Source organism: Aquimarina addita, assembly GCF_039539305.1.
In the GTDB taxonomy this organism is placed as follows: Bacteria; Bacteroidota; Bacteroidia; order Flavobacteriales; family Flavobacteriaceae; genus Aquimarina; species Aquimarina addita.
On sequence record NZ_BAABCW010000007.1, the window covers coordinates 82,954 to 103,684 of the forward strand.

The 20,731-nt window shown below is 34.2% G+C and carries 14 protein-coding genes and 1 pseudogene; 7 read left to right on the plus strand and 8 right to left on the minus strand.

Features of this window, described 5'->3' with window-relative positions:
- Positions 1–44 precede the first annotated feature (44 nt).
- From ruvA to ruvB, 5 genes are all read right to left on the minus strand, one after another.
- Positions 45–626, minus strand: a complete 582-nt coding sequence (ruvA, locus tag ABD816_RS10465) for a Holliday junction branch migration protein RuvA (protein WP_344927134.1) — start codon at positions 624–626, stop codon at positions 45–47.
- Positions 627–753: 127 nt separating this feature from the next.
- Positions 754–3,066: an NADP-dependent malic enzyme gene (locus ABD816_RS10470; protein ID WP_344927136.1), complete on the minus strand. Its 2,313-nt coding sequence runs from the start codon at positions 3,064–3,066 to the stop codon at positions 754–756.
- Positions 3,067–3,346: 280 nt separating this feature from the next.
- Complete coding sequence (queG, locus tag ABD816_RS10475) at positions 3,347–4,270, minus strand: tRNA epoxyqueuosine(34) reductase QueG (protein ID WP_344927137.1); 924 nt, start codon at positions 4,268–4,270, stop codon at positions 3,347–3,349.
- Positions 4,271–4,278: 8 nt separating this feature from the next.
- Complete coding sequence (locus ABD816_RS10480) at positions 4,279–5,610, minus strand: cytochrome P450 (RefSeq protein WP_344927138.1); 1,332 nt, start codon at positions 5,608–5,610, stop codon at positions 4,279–4,281.
- Between the two features lie 22 nt (positions 5,611–5,632).
- Positions 5,633–6,655: a Holliday junction branch migration DNA helicase RuvB gene (ruvB, locus tag ABD816_RS10485; RefSeq protein WP_344927140.1), complete on the minus strand. Its 1,023-nt coding sequence runs from the start codon at positions 6,653–6,655 to the stop codon at positions 5,633–5,635.
- A 399-nt stretch (positions 6,656–7,054) separates the two neighbouring features.
- Here ruvB and ABD816_RS10490 point away from each other — a divergent pair, with 399 nt between their 5' ends.
- From ABD816_RS10490 to ABD816_RS22300, 7 genes and pseudogenes are all read left to right on the plus strand, one after another.
- Entirely contained in the window at positions 7,055–8,839 is a 1,785-nt protein-coding gene (locus tag ABD816_RS10490; protein WP_344927142.1) for a type VI secretion system Vgr family protein, read from the plus strand.
- Between the two features lie 3 nt (positions 8,840–8,842).
- Positions 8,843–10,201: a tetratricopeptide repeat protein gene (locus ABD816_RS10495; protein WP_344927143.1), complete on the plus strand. Its 1,359-nt coding sequence runs from the start codon at positions 8,843–8,845 to the stop codon at positions 10,199–10,201.
- Positions 10,198–10,458 carry an immunity 17 family protein gene (locus tag ABD816_RS10500; RefSeq protein ID WP_344927144.1) on the plus strand — a complete coding sequence of 87 codons (261 nt, stop codon included), beginning with the start codon at positions 10,198–10,200 and terminating at the stop codon, positions 10,456–10,458. Before ABD816_RS10495 ends, ABD816_RS10500 begins: the two co-directional genes overlap by 4 nt.
- Before the next feature lie 36 nt (positions 10,459–10,494).
- On the plus strand, positions 10,495–10,749 hold the full coding sequence (locus tag ABD816_RS10505; protein ID WP_344927145.1) for a hypothetical protein: 255 nt from the start codon (positions 10,495–10,497) through the stop codon (positions 10,747–10,749).
- Positions 10,750–10,768: 19 nt separating this feature from the next.
- Complete coding sequence (locus ABD816_RS10510) at positions 10,769–15,310, plus strand: DUF6531 domain-containing protein (RefSeq protein WP_344927147.1); 4,542 nt, start codon at positions 10,769–10,771, stop codon at positions 15,308–15,310.
- Positions 15,311–15,320: 10 nt separating this feature from the next.
- Positions 15,321–15,755: a hypothetical protein gene (locus tag ABD816_RS10515; protein ID WP_344927149.1), complete on the plus strand. Its 435-nt coding sequence runs from the start codon at positions 15,321–15,323 to the stop codon at positions 15,753–15,755.
- 37 nt (positions 15,756–15,792) lie between these two features.
- A pseudogene (locus ABD816_RS22300) lies at positions 15,793–15,995 on the plus strand (hypothetical protein); the annotation flags it as partial.
- A gap of 44 nt (positions 15,996–16,039) precedes the next feature.
- On the opposite strand, the gene ABD816_RS10520 reads toward ABD816_RS22300, so the two are convergent.
- From ABD816_RS10520 to ABD816_RS10530, 3 genes are all read right to left on the minus strand, one after another.
- Positions 16,040–17,551, minus strand: coding sequence for a hypothetical protein (locus tag ABD816_RS10520; RefSeq protein WP_344927151.1), 1,512 nt, complete (start codon positions 17,549–17,551; stop codon positions 16,040–16,042).
- Positions 17,552–17,757: 206 nt separating this feature from the next.
- The gene (locus tag ABD816_RS10525; protein ID WP_344927152.1) at positions 17,758–19,584 is read right to left on the minus strand and encodes a cytochrome c oxidase subunit I; all 1,827 of its coding nucleotides are present in this window, start codon (positions 19,582–19,584) and stop codon (positions 17,758–17,760) included.
- Between the two features lie 41 nt (positions 19,585–19,625).
- Positions 19,626–20,702 carry a cytochrome c oxidase subunit II gene (locus ABD816_RS10530; RefSeq protein ID WP_344927154.1) on the minus strand — a complete coding sequence of 359 codons (1,077 nt, stop codon included), beginning with the start codon at positions 20,700–20,702 and terminating at the stop codon, positions 19,626–19,628.
- Positions 20,703–20,731 lie beyond the last annotated feature (29 nt).

Below are 20,731 nucleotides of genomic sequence, written 5' to 3' on the forward strand. Positions count from 1 at the left end.
TTTCAAAAATTTAAGATGTAATGAATATAGTGAGCTCAATGCTATTATAAATTTTTTAGTGCTTGTTTGATAATATTTTCTAACGTTTCGGCCGGGCTCTGTTTAAGGATTTTATCTACAACTTTTTCAACTTGTTTCTTATTGAATCCTAAGGTTTCTAATGCAGATAACGCTTCATCCCTATTAGTATTGTTTTGAGATAAAGAAACTTCGTCAATATTATATACTTTAAGAATTTTATCCTTTAGATCAAGAATTACTCGTTGCGCTGTCTTTGCACCTATTCCTTTTATTGATTGAATCGTTGCAATATCATTGGATGCAATGGCATCTTTAATTTGATCGGGATGTAAAGAAGACAACATGGTTCTTGCAGTACTGGATCCTATTCCTGATACGGAAATCAAAAGCCTAAAAATTTCCCTCTCTGATTTCTCTGCGAAACCAAATAAACTATGAGAATCTTCTTTTACTTGTAAATGGGTATATAGTTGTAAAACTTCTGTATCTGGAATCAAAGAAAACGTATGTAGTGAGATATTTAAAAAATACCCCACACCATTGCAATCTATAACTACATCTGTAGGATTTTTTTCTACCAGTCTCCCTTTGATTTGTGTAATCATTTGTTTTGTGAATAATAAGGGGTTAAAAGTAGTAAAATTATCCTAGACAGAGGATAAAAAAATAAGCTTCAAAAAACCAAGGGTTTCTGAAGCTTATTTTTATAAGATTCCTTTTACCCTAAAAAAGCTACACTTTTTGAGAAACTAAGGGCTCTTCTTCTGAATTTCTTTTCTCTTTTTCCTGTGCATCAATTACAGCAACTGCTGCCATATTGATAATCTCCTCTACACTCGCTCCCAATTGTAATATATGAACTGGTTTACTCATTCCCATCATAATAGGCCCTATAGACTCAGAATTATTCAACTCCTTAAGCATTTTATAAGTACTATTTGCAGAATCCAGATTTGGAAAAACGAGCGTATTTACCTTTTGACCATTTAATTTTGAAAATGGGAATTTATCATTTCTCATTTCATTATTAAGAGCAAAGTCCATCTGGAGTTCGCCATCAATTATTAAATCCGGAAAATATCTATGCAAGTAAGAAACAGCTTCTTTGACCTTTGATGCATTAGCGTGTTTTGACGATCCGTAATTAGCATAAGAAATCATAGCTATAACCGGTTTAACGCCAAACATTTCTACAGTCCTAGCTGTCATCTGCGCAATTTTAGCCAGTTCTTTAGAAGTGGGATCTATATTAATAGAGGTATCACTAATAAACATAGGACCTCTATCTGTCATCATTACATTCATGGTAGCAATACGAGTTGCTCCTTTTGCCAATCCTACAAGGTCTAACATGGGCTTCACTACTGTAGGATAACTACGGGAATATCCAGAGAGCAATGCGTCTGCATCCCCTTCATTCACCATCATAGCTGCAAAATAGTTACGTTCTCTCATTACACGTCTCGCCCCATATTGTGTAATTCCTTTTCTTTTATTTTCCTTCCAATACCTTTCTGCATATACATTTTTCCTGTCAATTTCTTCATCTGCCTTTGGATCAATAATAGTTATGCCCTCGGGATCAAATTCAATTTCTTTCATTAATTCCAAAATGACATCCTTACGTCCCAGTAGAATAGGAATAGCAATTCCCTCTTCTTTCACAGTTTGAGCCGCCTTGAGCACATCCAGATGATCTCCTTCTGCAAAAACCACCTTTTTTGGGTTTCGTTTTGCCCTATCCATTAGTAATCTCACTAATTTATTATCATTACCCATACGCCCTAATAATTCATCCTCATACTTTTGCCAATCTGTTATAGGTTCTGTAGCGACTCCGCTTTCTATAGCTGCTTTAGCCACAGCTGGCGGCACTTTAGATATTAATCTTGGATCAAATGGTTTAGGAATAATATACTCTCTTCCAAAATTAAGACGTGTTTCTCCATATGCAATATTTACTTGTTCTGGCACAGGCTCTTTAGCAAGTTCAGCTAATGCTTTTACTGCTGCCATTTTCATTTCTTCATTAATAGCAGTAGCTCTTACATCTAATGCCCCTCTAAATATAAAAGGAAACCCCAGTACATTATTCACCTGATTAGGATGATCGCTTCGTCCGGTTGCCATAATAACATCTTTGCGCGCCTTGATTGCCAAATCATACTTGATTTCGGGATCTGGATTCGCCATAGCAAAGACAATAGGATCATTTGCCATAGAAACTAACATATCTGTATCTACAAGGTTTGCCATCGACAAACCAATAAATACGTCAGCATTTTTCATAGCATCCTCTAATGTATGCAGATCAAGATCTGTAGCAAATTCTGCTTTCTCTTTTGTAAGGCTATCTCGATCTTTTCTGATCACTCCCTTACTATCTGTCATGACTATATGCTCTGATTTTGCTCCAAAAGCCTTATATAATCTAGTACAAGACACAGCAGCTGCGCCCGCTCCACTTACTACAATTCTTACTTTATCAATGTCTTTTCCTGCTATTTCCAGCGCATTCAATAAGGCTGCAGCAGAAATAATTGCAGTACCGTGTTGATCATCATGCATGACCGGAATATCTAATTCTTCTTTAAGCCTCCTTTCAATTTCGAATGCCTCCGGAGCTTTTATATCCTCTAGATTAATCCCGCCAAAAGTTGGTGCAATATTCTTTACCGTCTCTATAAAAGCATCCACATCTTTTGTATCCACTTCAATATCAAAAACATCAATATCTGCAAAAATTTTAAATAACAAACCTTTACCTTCCATGACAGGCTTAGAGGCTTCTGGCCCTATATCTCCCAAACCTAAAACTGCTGTTCCGTTTGATATCACAGCAACCAAATTTCCTTTAGCCGTATATTTATAGGCATTAGAAATATCCTTTTCTATCTCTAAACAAGGTGCTGCAACACCAGGAGAATATGCTAATGATAAATCCCTCTGAGTTGCATATTTTTTTGTAGGTACTACTTTTATCTTCCCCGGTGTTGGTTTGGCGTGATATACAAGCGCCTCTCTTCTTTTGCTTTCGATACTCATACTAAATCAATAAAATTATGTGTGAACGCCAGAAACTACTGACAATATTATTGTTACATTTCTTTATTCGTTATCCATACAGCAGTACCACTTTTTATACAAACAGTACTCCCTATTTAATAAGATGCAGTAAATGTCAAACTTTTTTGTTTCAACATTTATCTAAAATATACAAAGGTACACCTCTACGCGATATGCAAAAACTTAAACAGTATTATCTTTAAAAAAAATTAATTACTAAAGGTATTATCTATATTTTTAATAATTAATTGCGAATATTTTACTTTTTTAAGAATAAAATATTTCTCTGTAATCCAGAAAACTTAGTTCTTTTTACTGCTGATTTTTGAAACACTTTTGAAAAAACTTCTTGTGTAACTTCTTCCCAATCTTTTTTAGTCATCTCAAGTAATTCCGGATGAGGGTTAAACAAAGGTTCGTTATGAGGTTTAGAAAACCGATTCCATGGGCATACATCCTGACAAATATCACATCCAAACATCCAGTTATCAAATTGTCCTTTATGGCTTAATGGAATTTCTTCTTTCAACTCTATGGTAAAATAAGAAATACATTTACTTCCATCTACGACATAAGGATCTACAATTGCTTGTGTGGGGCACGCATCAATACACGCCGTGCAAGTCCCGCAGTGATCCGTTACCGGAGTATCATACTCTAACTCGATATCTACTATCAACTCTGCTATAAAATAGAAAGATCCTACCTGTTGGGTAAGCAGGTTACTATTTTTACCTATCCAGCCTAATCCACTTTTTGCTGCCCAGGCTTTATCCAATACTGGTGCAGAATCTACAAAGGCTCTTCCATTAACCTCTCCTATGTTCTCTGTGATAAATTCCTGAAGTTGTTTTAGTTTTGTTTTTATTACGTGATGATAATCATGACCATACGCATATTTAGAAATTTTTGGTGCTTCAGAATCTTTTTGACTCTCTGAGGGATAGTAGTTAAGTAATACGGATATGACACTTTTAGCTCCATCTACTAATTTTGTAGGATCCAAACGTTTATCAAAATGGTTTTCCATGTAGGACATTTGTCCATTCATATTTTTGTTCAACCAGTTTTCCAATCGTGGCGCTTCTTCTTCTAAGAAACCTGCTTTACTTACACCACATGATAAAAAACCCAGACGGATAGCCTCTGCTTTAATATGCTTAGTATGTATAGCCTTACTCATAATACTACTTATCTTGACGTAAATTTTAACAATGCATTGCCTGGTTTCAGCGTAATCATGGGTTGAATTTCTATAGTTTTGACATCGGTAGTAATGGTATAGTTTTGCACCAATGCGCCTATAGTCAAAATCATTTCATACATAGCAAAATTACTACCTACACACATTCTAGGTCCGGCGCCAAATGGAAAATACCAATCTGAGTATTCTTTTTTATGACTTGAATGCATTCTATCAGGATCAAAGTTTTCTGGATCTTTCCAAAATTCTGAACTTCTGTGTATCTCAAAAAAAGAAATTAATATAGAGGTCCCTTTAGCAACACTCATATCTTTATAACTATCATTCTCAATTGCAATTCGATCAGAGAAATAGGCAGGTGGATATAATCGCATTGCCTCTTCAATACATTGAATTGTATATGGACTGATAGCAAATTGTTCCATAATAGATACCTTATCAGATTTCCACATACTAACTTCTTGATAAACCTTTTGCTGAACCTCTGGGTTCATTGCTAATAATTGCAACGTAAAGCTTAATGCATTAGAGGTAGTCTCATGTCCTGCTACAAATAATATCAAAATTTCATCAATGAGCTGCTCATCACTCATATGGCTACCATCTTCGTATGTAGACTCCAGCAGCATATCTAATAAATCGTCGTATTTTTTATCCGTGTTTCTACGATCATCAATAATTTTTTGCAGAATCTCCCGGGATTCACTTGAAAGTAATTGTGAAGCTTTAACCTGACCATTAAGATAAAACCACCAGCGTTTATAAGGTTGTCGTATCTCTTTAATAAGTGATTTTTGGGCTGTTTCTGTAATATATTGAAGTCTGGCAATTGTATCACCAGTATCTGTATAACTAAATAAAGATTTAGCAACAACCTTAAATGCTAAATCGCTCATCAACGGATGAATATCCTGCGTTTCATTAATTTTTATTGCTAACAATTCATCATGAATGGCTTTTGTAATCGTTTTAGCGATTACATCCAACTGCTTTTTATAAAACGCAGGTTGAATAAGTCTTCTTTGTTTTAACCAATACTCTCCATTAGATGTCAATAATCCATTACCTACATATCTTGCTAACTCCTCACTCTGTAAGGGCGATTTATGGTATCTTTTGTGTTGCGTTTGTAGCATATGCTTTGCAAAACCAGCATCTCTGGTAAAGATAGCAGATTTCCCAAACCCTAAGCTTACCTCAAATATTGAACCATGTTTTTCAAAATTTGTGTGGTGAAAAGGCAACGGATCTTTAAGAATATCCTTTGCACTTCTCAGCATTGTAAAGAATGAAACTTTAGGAATTTTATGTGCTTTCATATACTTACTTCTCTTCAATTTTTTAGAACAACCCTCCTTGAATTCCTCCTTTGGTTCTTCCCAGATGTTTATAGGCTGCTTCTGTGACTTCTCTACCTCTTGGAGTACGCATAATAAATCCTTGTTGTATTAAGAAAGGTTCGTATACCTCTTCAATTGTTTCCGGACTTTCACTGACTGCAGTAGCAATGGTAGTCAATCCTACAGGACCTCCCTTAAACTTATCAATCATAGTCAAAAGAATCTTATTATCCATTTCGTCTAATCCATGAGCATCAACATTCAGTGCTTTTAAAGCAAATTTAGAAATCTCTATATCAATACTACCGTTTCCTTTAATCTGAGCAAAATCCCGTACCCTGCGTAATAAAGCATTCGCAATTCTGGGAGTTCCACGACTTCTACCTGCTATTTCAATGGCTGCTTCCATTGAGATTGGCACATTCAATATATGTGCACTTCGCTCCACAATAGTGGACAAGAGTTCAGTCGTATAATATTGTAATCTGGATTGAATCCCAAAACGTGCACGCATAGGTGCTGTAAGCAGTCCTGACCTGGTAGTTGCACCAACTAATGTAAATGGGTTTAAATTAATTTGAACAGTTCTGGCATTAGGACCACTTTCAATCATGATATCAATTTTGTAATCCTCCATCGCAGAATATAAATACTCTTCTACAATAGGACTTAATCGATGGATTTCATCAATAAAAAGAACATCTCTATCATCTAAATTTGTCAATAAACCAGCTAAATCACCCGGTTTATCTAATACAGGTCCCGAAGTAACTTTAATACTTACTCCTAATTCATTAGCCAGAATATGAGCTAAGGTAGTTTTTCCCAATCCAGGAGGTCCATGAAATAATGCATGATCTAGTGCCTCATCTCTTAAATTAGCGGCTTGAACAAAAATCTTTAAATTCTCTAAAATCTGATCTTGCCCAGCAAAATCTCCAAAATCTAGAGGGCGCAATGCTCTTTCTATATCTAATTCTTCATTAGAAAAATTTTCACTAGTTGGATCTAGGTTTTCATTCATTTTTTATAATTACGTTTCTTTAAAGATATCAACTTCATTTATAGACTTAGCAAAGATAACAGAAAATAGATCGCCAAAAGCATCATACGGTTATCATACTTAGTTTCTTCTCTACAGTCACATAAAAAAATATTATTCCACAATAAGGATATCAAAAATATCTTGTGCTGTATCTATCAATAAAGAGTGATTTAACTCTGAAAAACAGGGGATAAAAACCCTTTTTTTTAGCAAAATCCAAAAAAGTATAATCTTGACTACAACTCTTTTAAAAAATAATTTATTTTTATAAAAGACTCATAATCAGCATTAAAAAAAATTGAATTTCTTGTTGACTTTAATCCTATTTTTTCTACTAATAAGTAGTGAGATAGCATACAGTATAAAACACAAAACATCATGGCTTTACAATCTGCGATACAAATATTCATTGGAGCAAAACCTATTATGGCTTATAAACACTTGAAACTTCAACAGAATATCAGTGCGCACCACAAATTAGAATTGGTTTGTAGAATGGATGTATTAGAAAAAACTGATAATGAACTAGCCTCTGACACTAAAAAATTTCTTGGAGAAACAATAACCCTACAAATTTCCTCTTTGGATGATGATATTGGATACACAGACCTAGAATTCAAAGGTGTTGTCACTACGGTAAAAAATATAAAAGGTTTTCATCAACATCAGGGAGACTTGATCTCTATACATGCTCAAAGTAGCAGTATTATTACAGATGATGGTCCTCATTACACCTCCTATAGTGATGTGAGCTTATCTGAAATACTTGAAAATACATTTAGAGGATACAACCGCTCTACCTTAGCTACAAACATTAATCCTCAAAACCAGCAAAATATTAGTTATAGCGTACAACATAATGAAAGTTCTTTTGAATATGCCCGTAGATTGGCAGCTCAGCATAGCGAATGGTTTTATTATGACGGAAGAAAACTAGTGTTTGGCCAACCTGAGGAAGAGGAAACTACAGAGTTGCATTATGGATTTGATTTACAAGAATTTTCTCTTCAACTACACCCTATCCCTAATAAATTTAAATATTTCACTAACGACTATTTAGCAGATGATCAGCACGAAGTAGCTACTGCAGAAATAAACTCTGGCATTAATGGTTATAATGGTTTTACTAATAACAAAAGCGAAGAAATCTATACTAAAGAGACTAGTATATTTTTAAACTCAGTTATTGACACAAGACTAAGACAACGATTAGACACCTATGTAGCCTGTCAGAAAAAAGCAGTTGAAATTAAACAAGTTAAAATTAATGGTGTCAGTGATAACCCAGGTGTTCATCTTGGACAAATCATAAAAATAAAGGATGAGCAGAAAGATCATGGAAGTTTTAGAATCATAAGTGTATCACATTCCTCGACAGAAAACGGAAAATACCAGAATCAATTTGTAGGCATCTCAAAAGATTTAGATGTGTACCCTAATACCGATATGTCTGCTTTTCCAAAAAGTGAATCGCAAATTGCTATTGTAAAAGACAATGCAGATCCTGAAAAAATGGGTCGAATAAGAGCACAATTTTTTTGGCAAAAAGCTACTGGTGAAATGACCCCATGGATTCGGATTATGACACCTCACGCAGGAGGTGATAAAGGGTTTCATTTCATTCCAGAAAAAGAAGAGGAAGTAATTATAGGGTTTGAAGGAGGCAATGCAGAGCGTCCTTATGTAATGGGCTCTCTCTATACAGGGAATAGTAAACCCGAAGCTAGTTGGGAAACAGATAAAAATGATATCAAAGCTATTCGTACTCGTGGTGGTCATACACTTTCTTTTTGTGATGAAAGCGGTGGTGAAAGCATATCCATCACTGATAAAAATGGCAACGCTATTGTGCTGGATACCGTAAAAAAAACAATTTCTATCAGTGCTCCCGATAGCATTAGTATCTCGTCTAAAGACATAAGTATTAGTGGATCTAATTCTATTAACATTAGTGGATCAAACATAAGTGCTAGCGGAGAGAATGTATCCGTTAGTGGATCATCGAAAACGGCAATCACCAGCGATGCACAAGTTATTGTAGATGGAAAAACATCGGTAAATGTAAATAGCAATATGGAAGTTGCCATTAATGGAATGGCTAAATCTACTATTACTTCTTCTGGTGTAACATCAGTAGAAGGAACCATCATTAAATTGAACTAAAAAATGAAAGGTAATAATCCTATACAAGAGCGTATATATCATCTACTTCAGAAATGGACAATTGCTATCAACACACCTGGAGTAAAAATTGTTCGTATCCTTTCTGCTCATGATGAACAAGATATGATACAAGCATTTTTTGAATATATGCTTGCTATAGACACAGATCAGGAAGATTTTGTTTTGATATTGGAACGACCATTTTCTAACCTACAAGATTTTAGCCGGGATTTATTAGAAGAAATTGAAGAAGAAATCAACATGTGGAATAGCGCTGAAGTACCAGAAGAACTTCATTTTAAAACTATTGAATGGAAACCAGATTACAGCTTAGCCAATAAAAACAACAGCGCCGCATTACTCATCAAAAACCTAAATAATTTTGCGAACTATTTAATTCCTGAAAAAGATATTGTTGTAAGTATTGTCATCAGAATGCATTATGCAAATAGTAAAGAAGCGTATAAATGGTTGAGTAATGCTTTAGAAATACCTATAGAGGATCATGTGGTGATAGGAATTAATGATTCCGAAAAATTCAGGATTTTTGACCAATTAGCTAAAGATTATCCTACAGAAGTATACACACTACTTCCCGATCTGGATATGGACGCTGCGGTAGAACAGTTATCAGCGGCAGGAAACCCTAATGAACCGGCAACTCCATACCGTACTCATTTGATAAAATTGATGAATGGTGTAAAGAATCGGGAAAAAGAAAAAATACAAAAACATGCAGAAGCATGCTTGAAGATTGCAACTAAGGAACTCAAAAAAGATCCCAATTGGCTGTCGCAAATTGTTACAGTATATACAATTCTCTACAGCGACCAAATTGGATACAAAAAATATGATGATGCCATCTACTTTGCAGGAAAAGCCATTGAAGCTGCCATATTAACTAAAGATGTACTGGATCCCTTTATGGCATACCGATTAATCGGACAAACGCATATAGGTAGAGGGAGTCTGTTTAGCCTCAAGAAAAAAAGAGATAAAGCACTCGATGACTATCAATCCGCTGCAGAGGCCTATGAAAGATGTAATGATCATCTAATGCTCTGTGAATCATTACGTCTTTGTGGCTGGATGTGTGAAAAACGATACGAACATAAAGAAGCGACTCAATATTATATCAAAGCTTATCAGCTTAAAGATCAATTGACTCCTGATGTCATGAGAAGCTCCACATTTCCATATGTCGTTAAAAAATTACTGAATAGTTCAAGTAGAAAAAAAGTAATTAGTAATAAGCAAATGGATAAGGATTTAGCCCCTGTCTTTGGTGAAAACTGGGAAGATACAATTCATCAATATGGAAAGAAACCAGAAAATCAACCGGAAATAGAACAAACGTTGTGATAGAAAATTTTAAAGAATTTATAGTATTACACCCTCATTATGGCTATCTGATAGCAGCTGCAGGTTGTACCTTATATCTCATTGGAGCCATTCTTGATTGGGACTGGGTAGTAGAGCCTGGTGGAGGGTATTTTAATATTGCTTATTGGATAAGAATTTTTGGGAGGAAAACAATCAGAATATGTATTGGGGTATTCACGAGTATTGGCATTATTTGTTGCATTGCACTATTTCTTTATTACAATTATATAACCTGAAAATTAGATGCTATTTTAAAAATTATATCCCATAGAATGATACAAGAATCTATTATACATGCACTGGAAATCTCCTGGAAACGTATCGGTGCAATTGCTATTATTGCTATACTAGTATTCTTAGGCTTTTACAAGGAAAAATTTTTAATAAACAGTCTTGAAAGAAAACACCTAAAACTACTCCAGCAAAAATCAAGAAGTAGATATTCTGGAAGAGTACTGCTTGCAATAATTGGCTTTTTATTGGTACTCATCAGTTTATTAATAGGATATATATTTTACTCGAATTAATAAGATCTAAAAAAAAGATATGGCTGGCCTGAACACACCTTTTCACGATAATCTTAGTAGAGACATTAGCAATACTATACAAGGAGATGCTAATTATTTTGGGGATAATACTAATAGTGTTAGTGCCAATATGAATTTAACTACGGGTAGACAAGTTCAAGGGATTGCGGCTAATGTCGAGAATGCATCACGAATATCAGAAAACACAAACCTCAGTACCGGCACAGCAGTCACTGCACAAGCGTTAAATGCGGTAGACACAGGCATACAAGCTTTTGGAGCCATTACTGGATTAGTAGATAATATCTCAGAATCAGTATTGTTACCTGCATTATCAGCACTGGGGATGAAAGGGATCGCTTCCTTACCCGTATCCAAGCAATTAGATCCTGTTATGGGAATTGATGTACACATGGTCGTGTTTCCTCCCGTTCCCGCTCCAATACCCATGCCTCATCCATATATTGGCGTCTTATTAAGACCTAAAGATTTTTTGAGTGCCACGATGGCCTCTTTTTTACCACCACCTCCACCACCACCAGAGCTCCCGGAAGTTCCTTCAGACGAACAACAATCAGCTGCCAATGTAAATCAAGCACTAAACATAGGTCATACCGTCGCGCAAATAGTAATTTCGATGATAGGAGCTACTGTCTTAGTGGGTGGATTACCCAGAGTAGTTGCTGGAACTCCTACTAAAAGTGTTCCTCATTTTCCTATGGGACCTTCTTTTCATCCTGCAACATCTGCAATGATGGTCAAAAATGTAGGACATGCATTTCTTGGAAGTTTATTAGCACTAGCAGATAACGATCCTATCTCAGGCGGTATGGCACATATGCACAATAATTGCTGGGATGTGGGATTGATTTCACCTCACACGTTACGCCCCAGTAAAAATACTTCTGATGAAACTAAAGTTGGATTGCAGCTCTTTGCACCTACAGGAATGATTATGTCCATTCCTATGGGAAAAACAATTCTTACTAATCCCGTACCAGCACCATTTAATCCTATGGCATTACTTCAAAAAGCATTAAAAGGTGCTTTTGGAAGACTTTTTGGAAGGCAGATGAGAAGACTTTCTGATAGCTTACATAATAAAATAAATGACAAAATAGGCAGTGGTAAACTTAACAATCTATTACACCGTGCTGCCTGTACAGTTACAGGACATCCTGTTGATGTAGCATCTGGTATGTTTTTTACTGATGAAGAAGATTTTAATTTACCAGGGCCAATTCCGTTATCATGGGAACGTGTCTGGTATAGCAAAAGTGATTACAAAGGACCACTGGGCAATGGATGGCATCATCAGTATGATATTGGTTTATTAATTGATATAACAGAAAAAGTTGCCACGTTACGTATGGCAGATGGCAGACCCATAGCCTTTGTGTTACCAGAAATTGATACTCCAACGTTTAATAAAGCGGAACAATTAGAATTTCGAAAAAATGAAGAGGGTGAATACTATATCTGGAATATCAAAGAAGATCTTTTCTATTATTTTACTAAAACCGTTTACAATCAAGTTCATCAGTTACGTAGCATTGTAAACTCCAATAGTTTTAGCATACAATTTACATATAATAAAAAGGGACATCTACTGCAAATCATTGATAGTGCGCATCGCATGCTTACTGTAGAAAATGATGCTGAGGGACGTATTATTAAAATCATGGCTCCAAGCCCAAGCTCTCGAAACGTTAATAGAACCTTTGCTATTGCATCTTACACATATAGTAAGCAAGGTAATATGATACAACAGACAAATGGCGTGGGGGATTCCATGTATTTTGAATATGAGAATAATCTTATGGTAAAAGAAATCTGGCGCAATGATCTCGTATGGCACTTTAGGTATGATGGCACGGAAATCGGTTCTCGATGTATTCATACTTGGGGAGATGGGGGTATCTACAATCATAAACTCACATATCTGGAAGGAAAAACTATAGTAGAAAATAGTTTAGATCAACTCACTACATATGACCATAAGGGTGGATTAGTCTATAAAAAAACAGATGCAAATAATGCTGAACATCTATGGTTATACGACAAAGACAATCAGTTGATCTCTGAAACCGATCCTATGGGGAACTGCCATATGTATAGTTATGATGATTTTGGCAATAAGACAACTAGTATAGATCCAACAGGTGCTAAAACAACTACTGAGTTTATCAATCCTAAATTGCCACATAAACCTACAGAAATTAAAGATGCTAATGCTGGAATATGGAAATGGAAATATGACGATCACGGTAATAAAATTATGCAATTCAATCCCATGGGAGCTTCTTTCAAAATGACCTATCAAGATGGGCTTCTCCATACCATAACGGATCCTATGGGGAATATCACAAAATTGGTATATGATAGTTGTTATAATATATCTGAAATTTTTGATAACCAAGGAAATCTAACCAAATACTGGTATGATTCGCTAGGTAGATGCACCAAAATAATGAATGCAAAAGGAGCCGTTCAGAAAAGACAATTTGATCTGAATGGTAGAATTATAAAAGTACACGATTTTGATAGTAATTATATTGAACTGGACTACGATGGTATTGATAACCTGTTACTCTACAAGGATGCACAGCAAGAAGTTAAATATCGATATACTGGTATGTGGAAAATGACCAGCCGCACGGATCAGCGTGGCACCACTTTATATCAATATAATAACGAAGAGCAACTTACCAAAGTTATTAATGAAAAGCAGCAACCTTATAACTTTCTGTTAGATGCTGTAGGTAATGTAATTCAGGAAACCAGTTTTGATGAGTCAATCAAAATTTTTGAGAGAGATCTTGCTGGACGTGTCACCCAGCTTACAAAAGCTAGTGGAAAAAAAGTTAGATACGAATATGATAATGCTAATAGAATAACAGAAATCATATATCAGGGAAATGAAATTGATCATAGTACCCAAAGTTTTGAATATAATGCTGCAGGACAACTTATAAAAGCTATTAATAAAAATGCTGAAATTGGTTTTATCCGCAATCCATTAGGGTTAATTACCGAGGAAACAATCAATGATGAAACAATTCATCATCAATACAACGCATCAGGTACTAGAATAGGACTTAAAAGTAGTTTGGGGGCTCATATTAATCTTGAACACGACACTTTTGGCAATCTAATTAATCTTAAAGCTAGTCAGGAAGATACGCAATGGGAAGCCAATTACGAGTATGACAGCTTAGGTTTTGAACTGAATCGTTTATTGCCAGGTAATGTACAACAAAACTTTAGTTATGACACATTAGGAAGGCTAACTGCTCAACAAACACTACAAAATAATAATGAAAAACATAAGCGACGATATACTTGGGGTAAAAATAGTCAGTTACACAACATAAGTGACAGCCATCAGGGTACTACTGTATTTGGATATACACCTACTGGGCACTTAGAAAAAACTACTTTTGGTAGCGGTCTGCAACAACACCGAAAAACAGATTCTGTAGGTAACCTTTATAAAAATGAAGAAAAAAACGATAGAATCTATAGCATTGGAGGACGATTAGAAAAAAAAGGAAGTTGGCTTTATATCTATAATGAAGAAGGGTTTCTGGTAGAAAAATATAAAAGTAGCGGTAGTTTACTTAAAGACAGGAAAGACTATTGGCAATACGCTTGGAATCAAGAAGGGATGCTGGAACAAGTAATTCGCCCTGACGGTCATAAAGTTACATTTACCTATGATGCTTTAGGCAGGAGATTGAGCAAAACTTTTAAAAACACTATAACTAAATGGCTTTGGGATGGTAATATACCCTTACACGAATGGAAAGAAAACATTCAGACTGGACAGATTTTAAGTAACAGTACAATAGGTGACGATGGTATCATCACCTGGGTGTTTGAAGAAAACAGTTATATCCCCACTGCCAAACTTAAGGGAACTAAAAAATATAGTATCTTAGTAGACCATCTGGGGACTCCTACCTCTATGTATAATCAAGAAGGAGAAGCCATCTGGGAGCGTTCTTTAGACAGTTATGGTAACATCCATAAAGGAAATCATGATAGTTGTCCATTTATGTATCAAGGGCAGTATTATGATCCTGAAATTGAGCTTGCTTATAATCGATTTAGATATTATGATCCGGAAGATGGGAGGTATATTTCTGTAGATCCAATTGGACTTCTAAGTGGAGAATTTAATTTTTATAGTTATGTTGATGATCCTAATGGATGGATTGATGTTTTTGGGTTAGTAAGCAAAATTTATAGTGTAGAAAGCTTACAACCTAATAGGCCTGTTGACAAAGGCGTGGAACTTACACATATTGAAGCAGTAAATCACGTTCGAAATGGAGGAGATGTTATTGTTTCGGGAGGAACTAGAAGGCAAAAAAGAAAAACAGCAAAGAGTATTGCTGATGATGCAGGAGGTAATAATGGAACCATGTTTCACGGTAAAACTATATCTGCAGGAGAGGGTACTTTAGCTCATCATCATCCATTAGACGGTAGTGGAGAAAAAATGCCTGCACACGTTTTTATTGATGACTCGGGAAGATCAGGAAGTCCGAATTTTTAAAAATGTAATAATGAAATATTTTAAATGGAAAATTCACGAAAAGCTTCAATCAAATGAAGACAACTTATTTGAAAAAGCAGAACGAGACTGGGAGAAAGCTAATCTTGAATATGATATTCATTTAAACAAAAACCATATTCTTAATACTTATAAAAGTATAAATTTTCATGATTATGAATTAAATAAAATTAAGTACTCAGATCAAAAATTATATTTAATGTTGAAAAACAGAAATAATAAATTTGTTTTTGAATATGATTTATTAAGCTTTAATATATTCAAGAATGAAATATCTAAAGATTATCCTAAAACACAATCCAATAATTTGGGAACTATTTTAATTAGCGAATTTCTTTACGAAAATCATTTACATAACAACATATTATTTGACAATGGATTAGAATTAAATGTAGGATTTAAAGAATTAAAAATCCTCCATCTTTGATCCTGAAATGCACTATTGCTTGTGTCTAAAGTTTCAGCATATTAAAACTTTATTTTTTCAATTATGCAATCGATTTATGACAAGACGAAACTATACAGAATCTTTGATGGGTTTTAAAATATAATCTTATCTAAAATCAGAGTAATGACTGTGGCCCAGTATATCAATAAGTTTGTTTTTAACAGAAATATGAATAACCTAAATGCACAACAGATTTTTAAAATCTCTAAGAATAGCTAAACATCGCAATCATTAATAAAATTATAGTTAATTAATACATACAGCTATATGGTATTCATAAGTTCTTCCAGATAATCGTAATCATCAATTTTTGAGTTTTTTGGTTGTTGATTTCCTATTTTTCTCATTTTAGGACGTGATGAATTATACACATATACCCCATTAGCATCCATAAAAAAATAATACACATCGATTTCCACATTAAATTGACCGTGTCCACCATCGCAAGGCGAAATTACACGCACTGTAGAGCCGAGAAACTGGATACTTTTCCAATCCGCGATGTTTTCAATTTCTTTATTTTCTATCAATATGTTATCATCGTAGGCATATGCTAATTTCAAATCTTTAACTGTTGAGTTATGTTCATATGTTTCGGTAATCTTATCAGGATGGCTTACAAAATAAAGTTGTTTATGATCCGCATAAAATGAACTTGTCATATTACCATATGTATCTATTGATGGATAATTAATGACGTCTCCTGGTAAGGATTTTAAAATTTCAAATTTATTTTGATCATAATTAAAAACATAACTGTTTTTCCCATCACTATAAAAACTATCACCCAACTTTTCCAACTCATTACTGTTTTCTACCATTGACATATCAATGGATTGATATCCTTTAAGTAGATTAGATGCATCATCATATACTTTACCTTCAAACGTTATGAAAGTTTTATTCTTACCTGTATATGTAGCTCTTATTGGTACAATTTTAGTTTGTCTCCCATTTTTATCTATTATAGAATGTCTAAGATACAACCAAATAATTCCATCCTTTGTATCAATAGAATACCCATATAGATGTTTAACAATTTCTGCATTTGCAAAATCCTTAAACTCTTCATATACTCTAAATTGGTTTGTATAGTCTGTTAATTCATCAAAGCCAATAAAATAGCAAGTATCATTATCATATAAAAAACCTTCATTAAATCTATCACTGGCTTTTACAAATTGGACATCCTCACCTCTAAGTTGAGGGATTTTTTTAAACGTAAGCTTATTTCTATCAAAAATATAGACCGCCTCATCGTTTTTTACTAAAATACCATCACGAACAATTCCTGATTTAAATAATTCTAAATCTTTAGGTACATTTTTAATTTCTTTTTCAATAACTTTTGAAGAATAACCTTCTGGCATCAAATAATACCAAATTCCGTTTCTACAGATAAGATCAGCTCCAATAATTTGAGTTATTTCTTTAATGTTAGCAACCTTAGAAACGCCATATTCTTCAATTTCGTAAAGTTCTTTTTCTGCAATAAAACAACCATCTAATGTTGAAAACAAAATCTTATCAGAATCTTCTCCCAGTATTTTAAAACCTTCAGTATTTATGGAATCTAAGACAATTTCTTCTCTGGAAACATAACTAATGGCATTAGGGTCTTTTACGGTATGTTGAAAAACTATATGATCTTCTTTAACAAACAAAGCATAATAATGTGGAGTATGGTAACTATAGCATTCACTATAAACAGTCTCATTTTTTGTGTTCAATAACGAAGAAATACAAAATGAGAAAATGATGATTATGTTATTCATAAGTTTATTATTAATTAGAATTTTAACTTTCAGACATCCACTATTTACAATAACGAGATCAGATAGTTCTTAAATTTAACTAATACAGATTTAAAAATTCAATAAAACTGGTATCACTTGGATAATATCATCTTTCCATATACTGGATTAATAAAAAAGCCTTCTCATAAAAATGAAAAGGCTTGTATATATTAAAAGAGAAACTTTTAATGATGCATTTCCTCTTCTCCTTCTTGTAATGGTATAATCTGAGAAACAAAATCCTGTCCTGCTATAACATATTCGCCATTCTCGTTGGTTTTACTATAATCATAAGGCCATCTATGCACACTAGGTATCTCTCCAGGCCAATTCCCATGAATATGCTCTACAGGTGTTGTCCATTCCATTGTATTAGAATTCCATGGATTCTGAACTGCCTTTTTACCATAAAATATAGAACTTATAAAGTTATATAAGAATACCAATTGAGCTGCAGCTGTGATCAATGCAAATACTGTAATTAAAACATTAGTATCTGCCAAATCATCAAAATAAGGAAAATAGCTATTCGTATAGTAACGACGTGGCAAACCAGCCATACCAATAAAATGCATTGGGAAAAAGACTCCATAAGCTCCTATAGCCGTTACCCAAAAGTGAACGTACCCTAAGTTTTTATTCATCATCTTACCATACATCTTAGGAAACCAATGATATACTCCGGCAAATAAACCATATAATGCAGAAATACCCATCACTAAGTGAAAATGCGCTACTACAAAATATGTATCGTGTACGTTTATATCAAGTGTACTATCCCCTAGAATAATTCCTGTTAGACCACCTGTAATAAAGGTAGATACTAGCCCTATAGAAAATAACATGGCAGGATTCAATTGTAAATTACCTTTCCAGAGTGTTGTTATATAGTTAAATGATTTTACTGCAGATGGAATTGCAATTAATAATGTTGTAAATGTAAATACAGATCCTAAAAATGGATTCATTCCTGAAATAAACATATGGTGACCCCAAACAATAGTAGATAAGAAAGCAATTGCTATGATAGATGCTACCATCGCTCGATATCCAAAGATTGGCTTACGCGAGTTGGTAGCTATAATCTCTGAAGTAATTCCTAGTGCTGGTAGTAATACAATATATACTTCAGGGTGTCCTAAAAACCAAAACAAATGTTCAAAAAGTACTGGTGATCCACCTTGATTGTGTAACACCTCTCCTGCAATATAAATATCACTTAAGTAAAAAGAAGTTCCAAAACTTCTATCCATAATTAATAATAGTGCAGCGGATAATAACACTGGAAATGATACAATTCCAATAATTGCTGTTACAAAAAAGGCCCAAATAGTTAAAGGCATACGTGTCATTGACATCCCCTTCGTACGAAGGTTAATCACTGTCACTACATAATTAAGAGAACCTAATAATGAAGATGCAATAAATATTGCCATAGATACTAACCATAAAGTCATTCCTGTACCAGATCCACCTATAGCTTGTGGCAACGCACTTAAAGGAGGATAAATTGTCCATCCAGCAGATGCAGGACCTGCCTCTGCAAATAATGATAAAATCATTATAACACTACTCAAAAAGAATAGCCAATAAGATACCATATTTAGAAATCCAGAAGCCATATCTCTGGCTCCAATTTGCAATGGTATTAATAAGTTACTGAAAGTACCACTTAGACCTGCAGTTAATACAAAGAATACCATAATGGTTCCATGAATAGTAACTAAAGCTAAATACATACTAGGATCCATCACACCATCAGTGCCAAATTTACCTAACAATACTTCAAAAATGGTAAACTTATGGTCTGGCCATGCTAATTGCATTCTAAATAATAGAGACATAGCGATCCCAATAATCCCCATGATTAAACCAGTAACCAAATACTGTTTAGAGATCATTTTATGATCCTGACTAAAAATATATTTAGTTATAAACGTTTCTTTATGATGTCCGTGATCGTCGTGAGCGTGCTCCTCTGCGTGATCATTTACGTGTGCTATTGCTGACATACAATTTTTTTTTATGAAATATATTAATCTTTCTTTTTCTCTTAATTACTAGCTTGTGCAGAGATTTGTTCTTTAAACGTCTTCTGCTCTGCTAACCAAGCATCGTAGTCTTCTTGTGACTCTACCACAATTTTCATTTGCATATTGTAGTGTGATGCACCACATATCTTATTACATAGCAAGTAATAATCAAATTCATAGTTTTCTAATGCTTCATCTCCATTAGCTGTTAATGCCTTACTTTTCTCTCTTCTGATATTATTAATAGTCGATACCTTTTCTACCATAAACTCGCTATTTCTCATTTCTTCTGAAGTAAGAGTAGGAGTATAAGCAAATTCAGTGATCATTCCCGGCACAACATTCATTTGCGCTCTAAAGAAAGGCATATATGCAGAATGTAATACATCCTGAGAACGTAATTTAAAAATAATCTTTCTATTTACAGGAAGGTGTAATTCATTTACCACCTTATCATCCATAGCATAACTATCTGAAACGTCAAGACCCAAGGTATTTACTCCTTCAATAAAACGAACATTGGCTTTCCCTAATTCCTTATCTTCTCCAGAATATCTAGCTCTCCAATCAAATTGATAAGCATATAACTCTACAATTATAGGATCTCCTTCCTGTTCGTCGATATTCATAATATCAGTCCAGGTAAATAATCCATAAATAATCAATCCAGCTAAAACAATAACCGGAATAATTGTCCAGATGAATTCTAATTTATCATTATCTGCAAAAAATAAAGCCTTATTTTCTTTCTTTCCTCTGTACTTATAAGCAAAGAAGTGTAATAATCCTTGCGTAATAAACTGTACAACAAAAATTAAAACCATCGATATTACCATTAATCGATCATAATCCACGCCATGTTCTGAGGCAGACTCCGGAAGAAAAAAGGTATGATACTGAACGAAACAGTATATGGTTAACAAATACATAAATATTACAAAAGCAAGCATTAACTTACCGTGTAAATTATTATCCTTGTCATTAGCAACCTGAGAATTATCCGCGCCTGAAAGCTGGGATAAACTCAATATTTTAGACATTTGCCAAAAGGAAATTCCTATAAGTGCTACAACTACTATGATTAAGAATACAGTCATTTTATCTATCTTCTGTTTAAGATCAAATT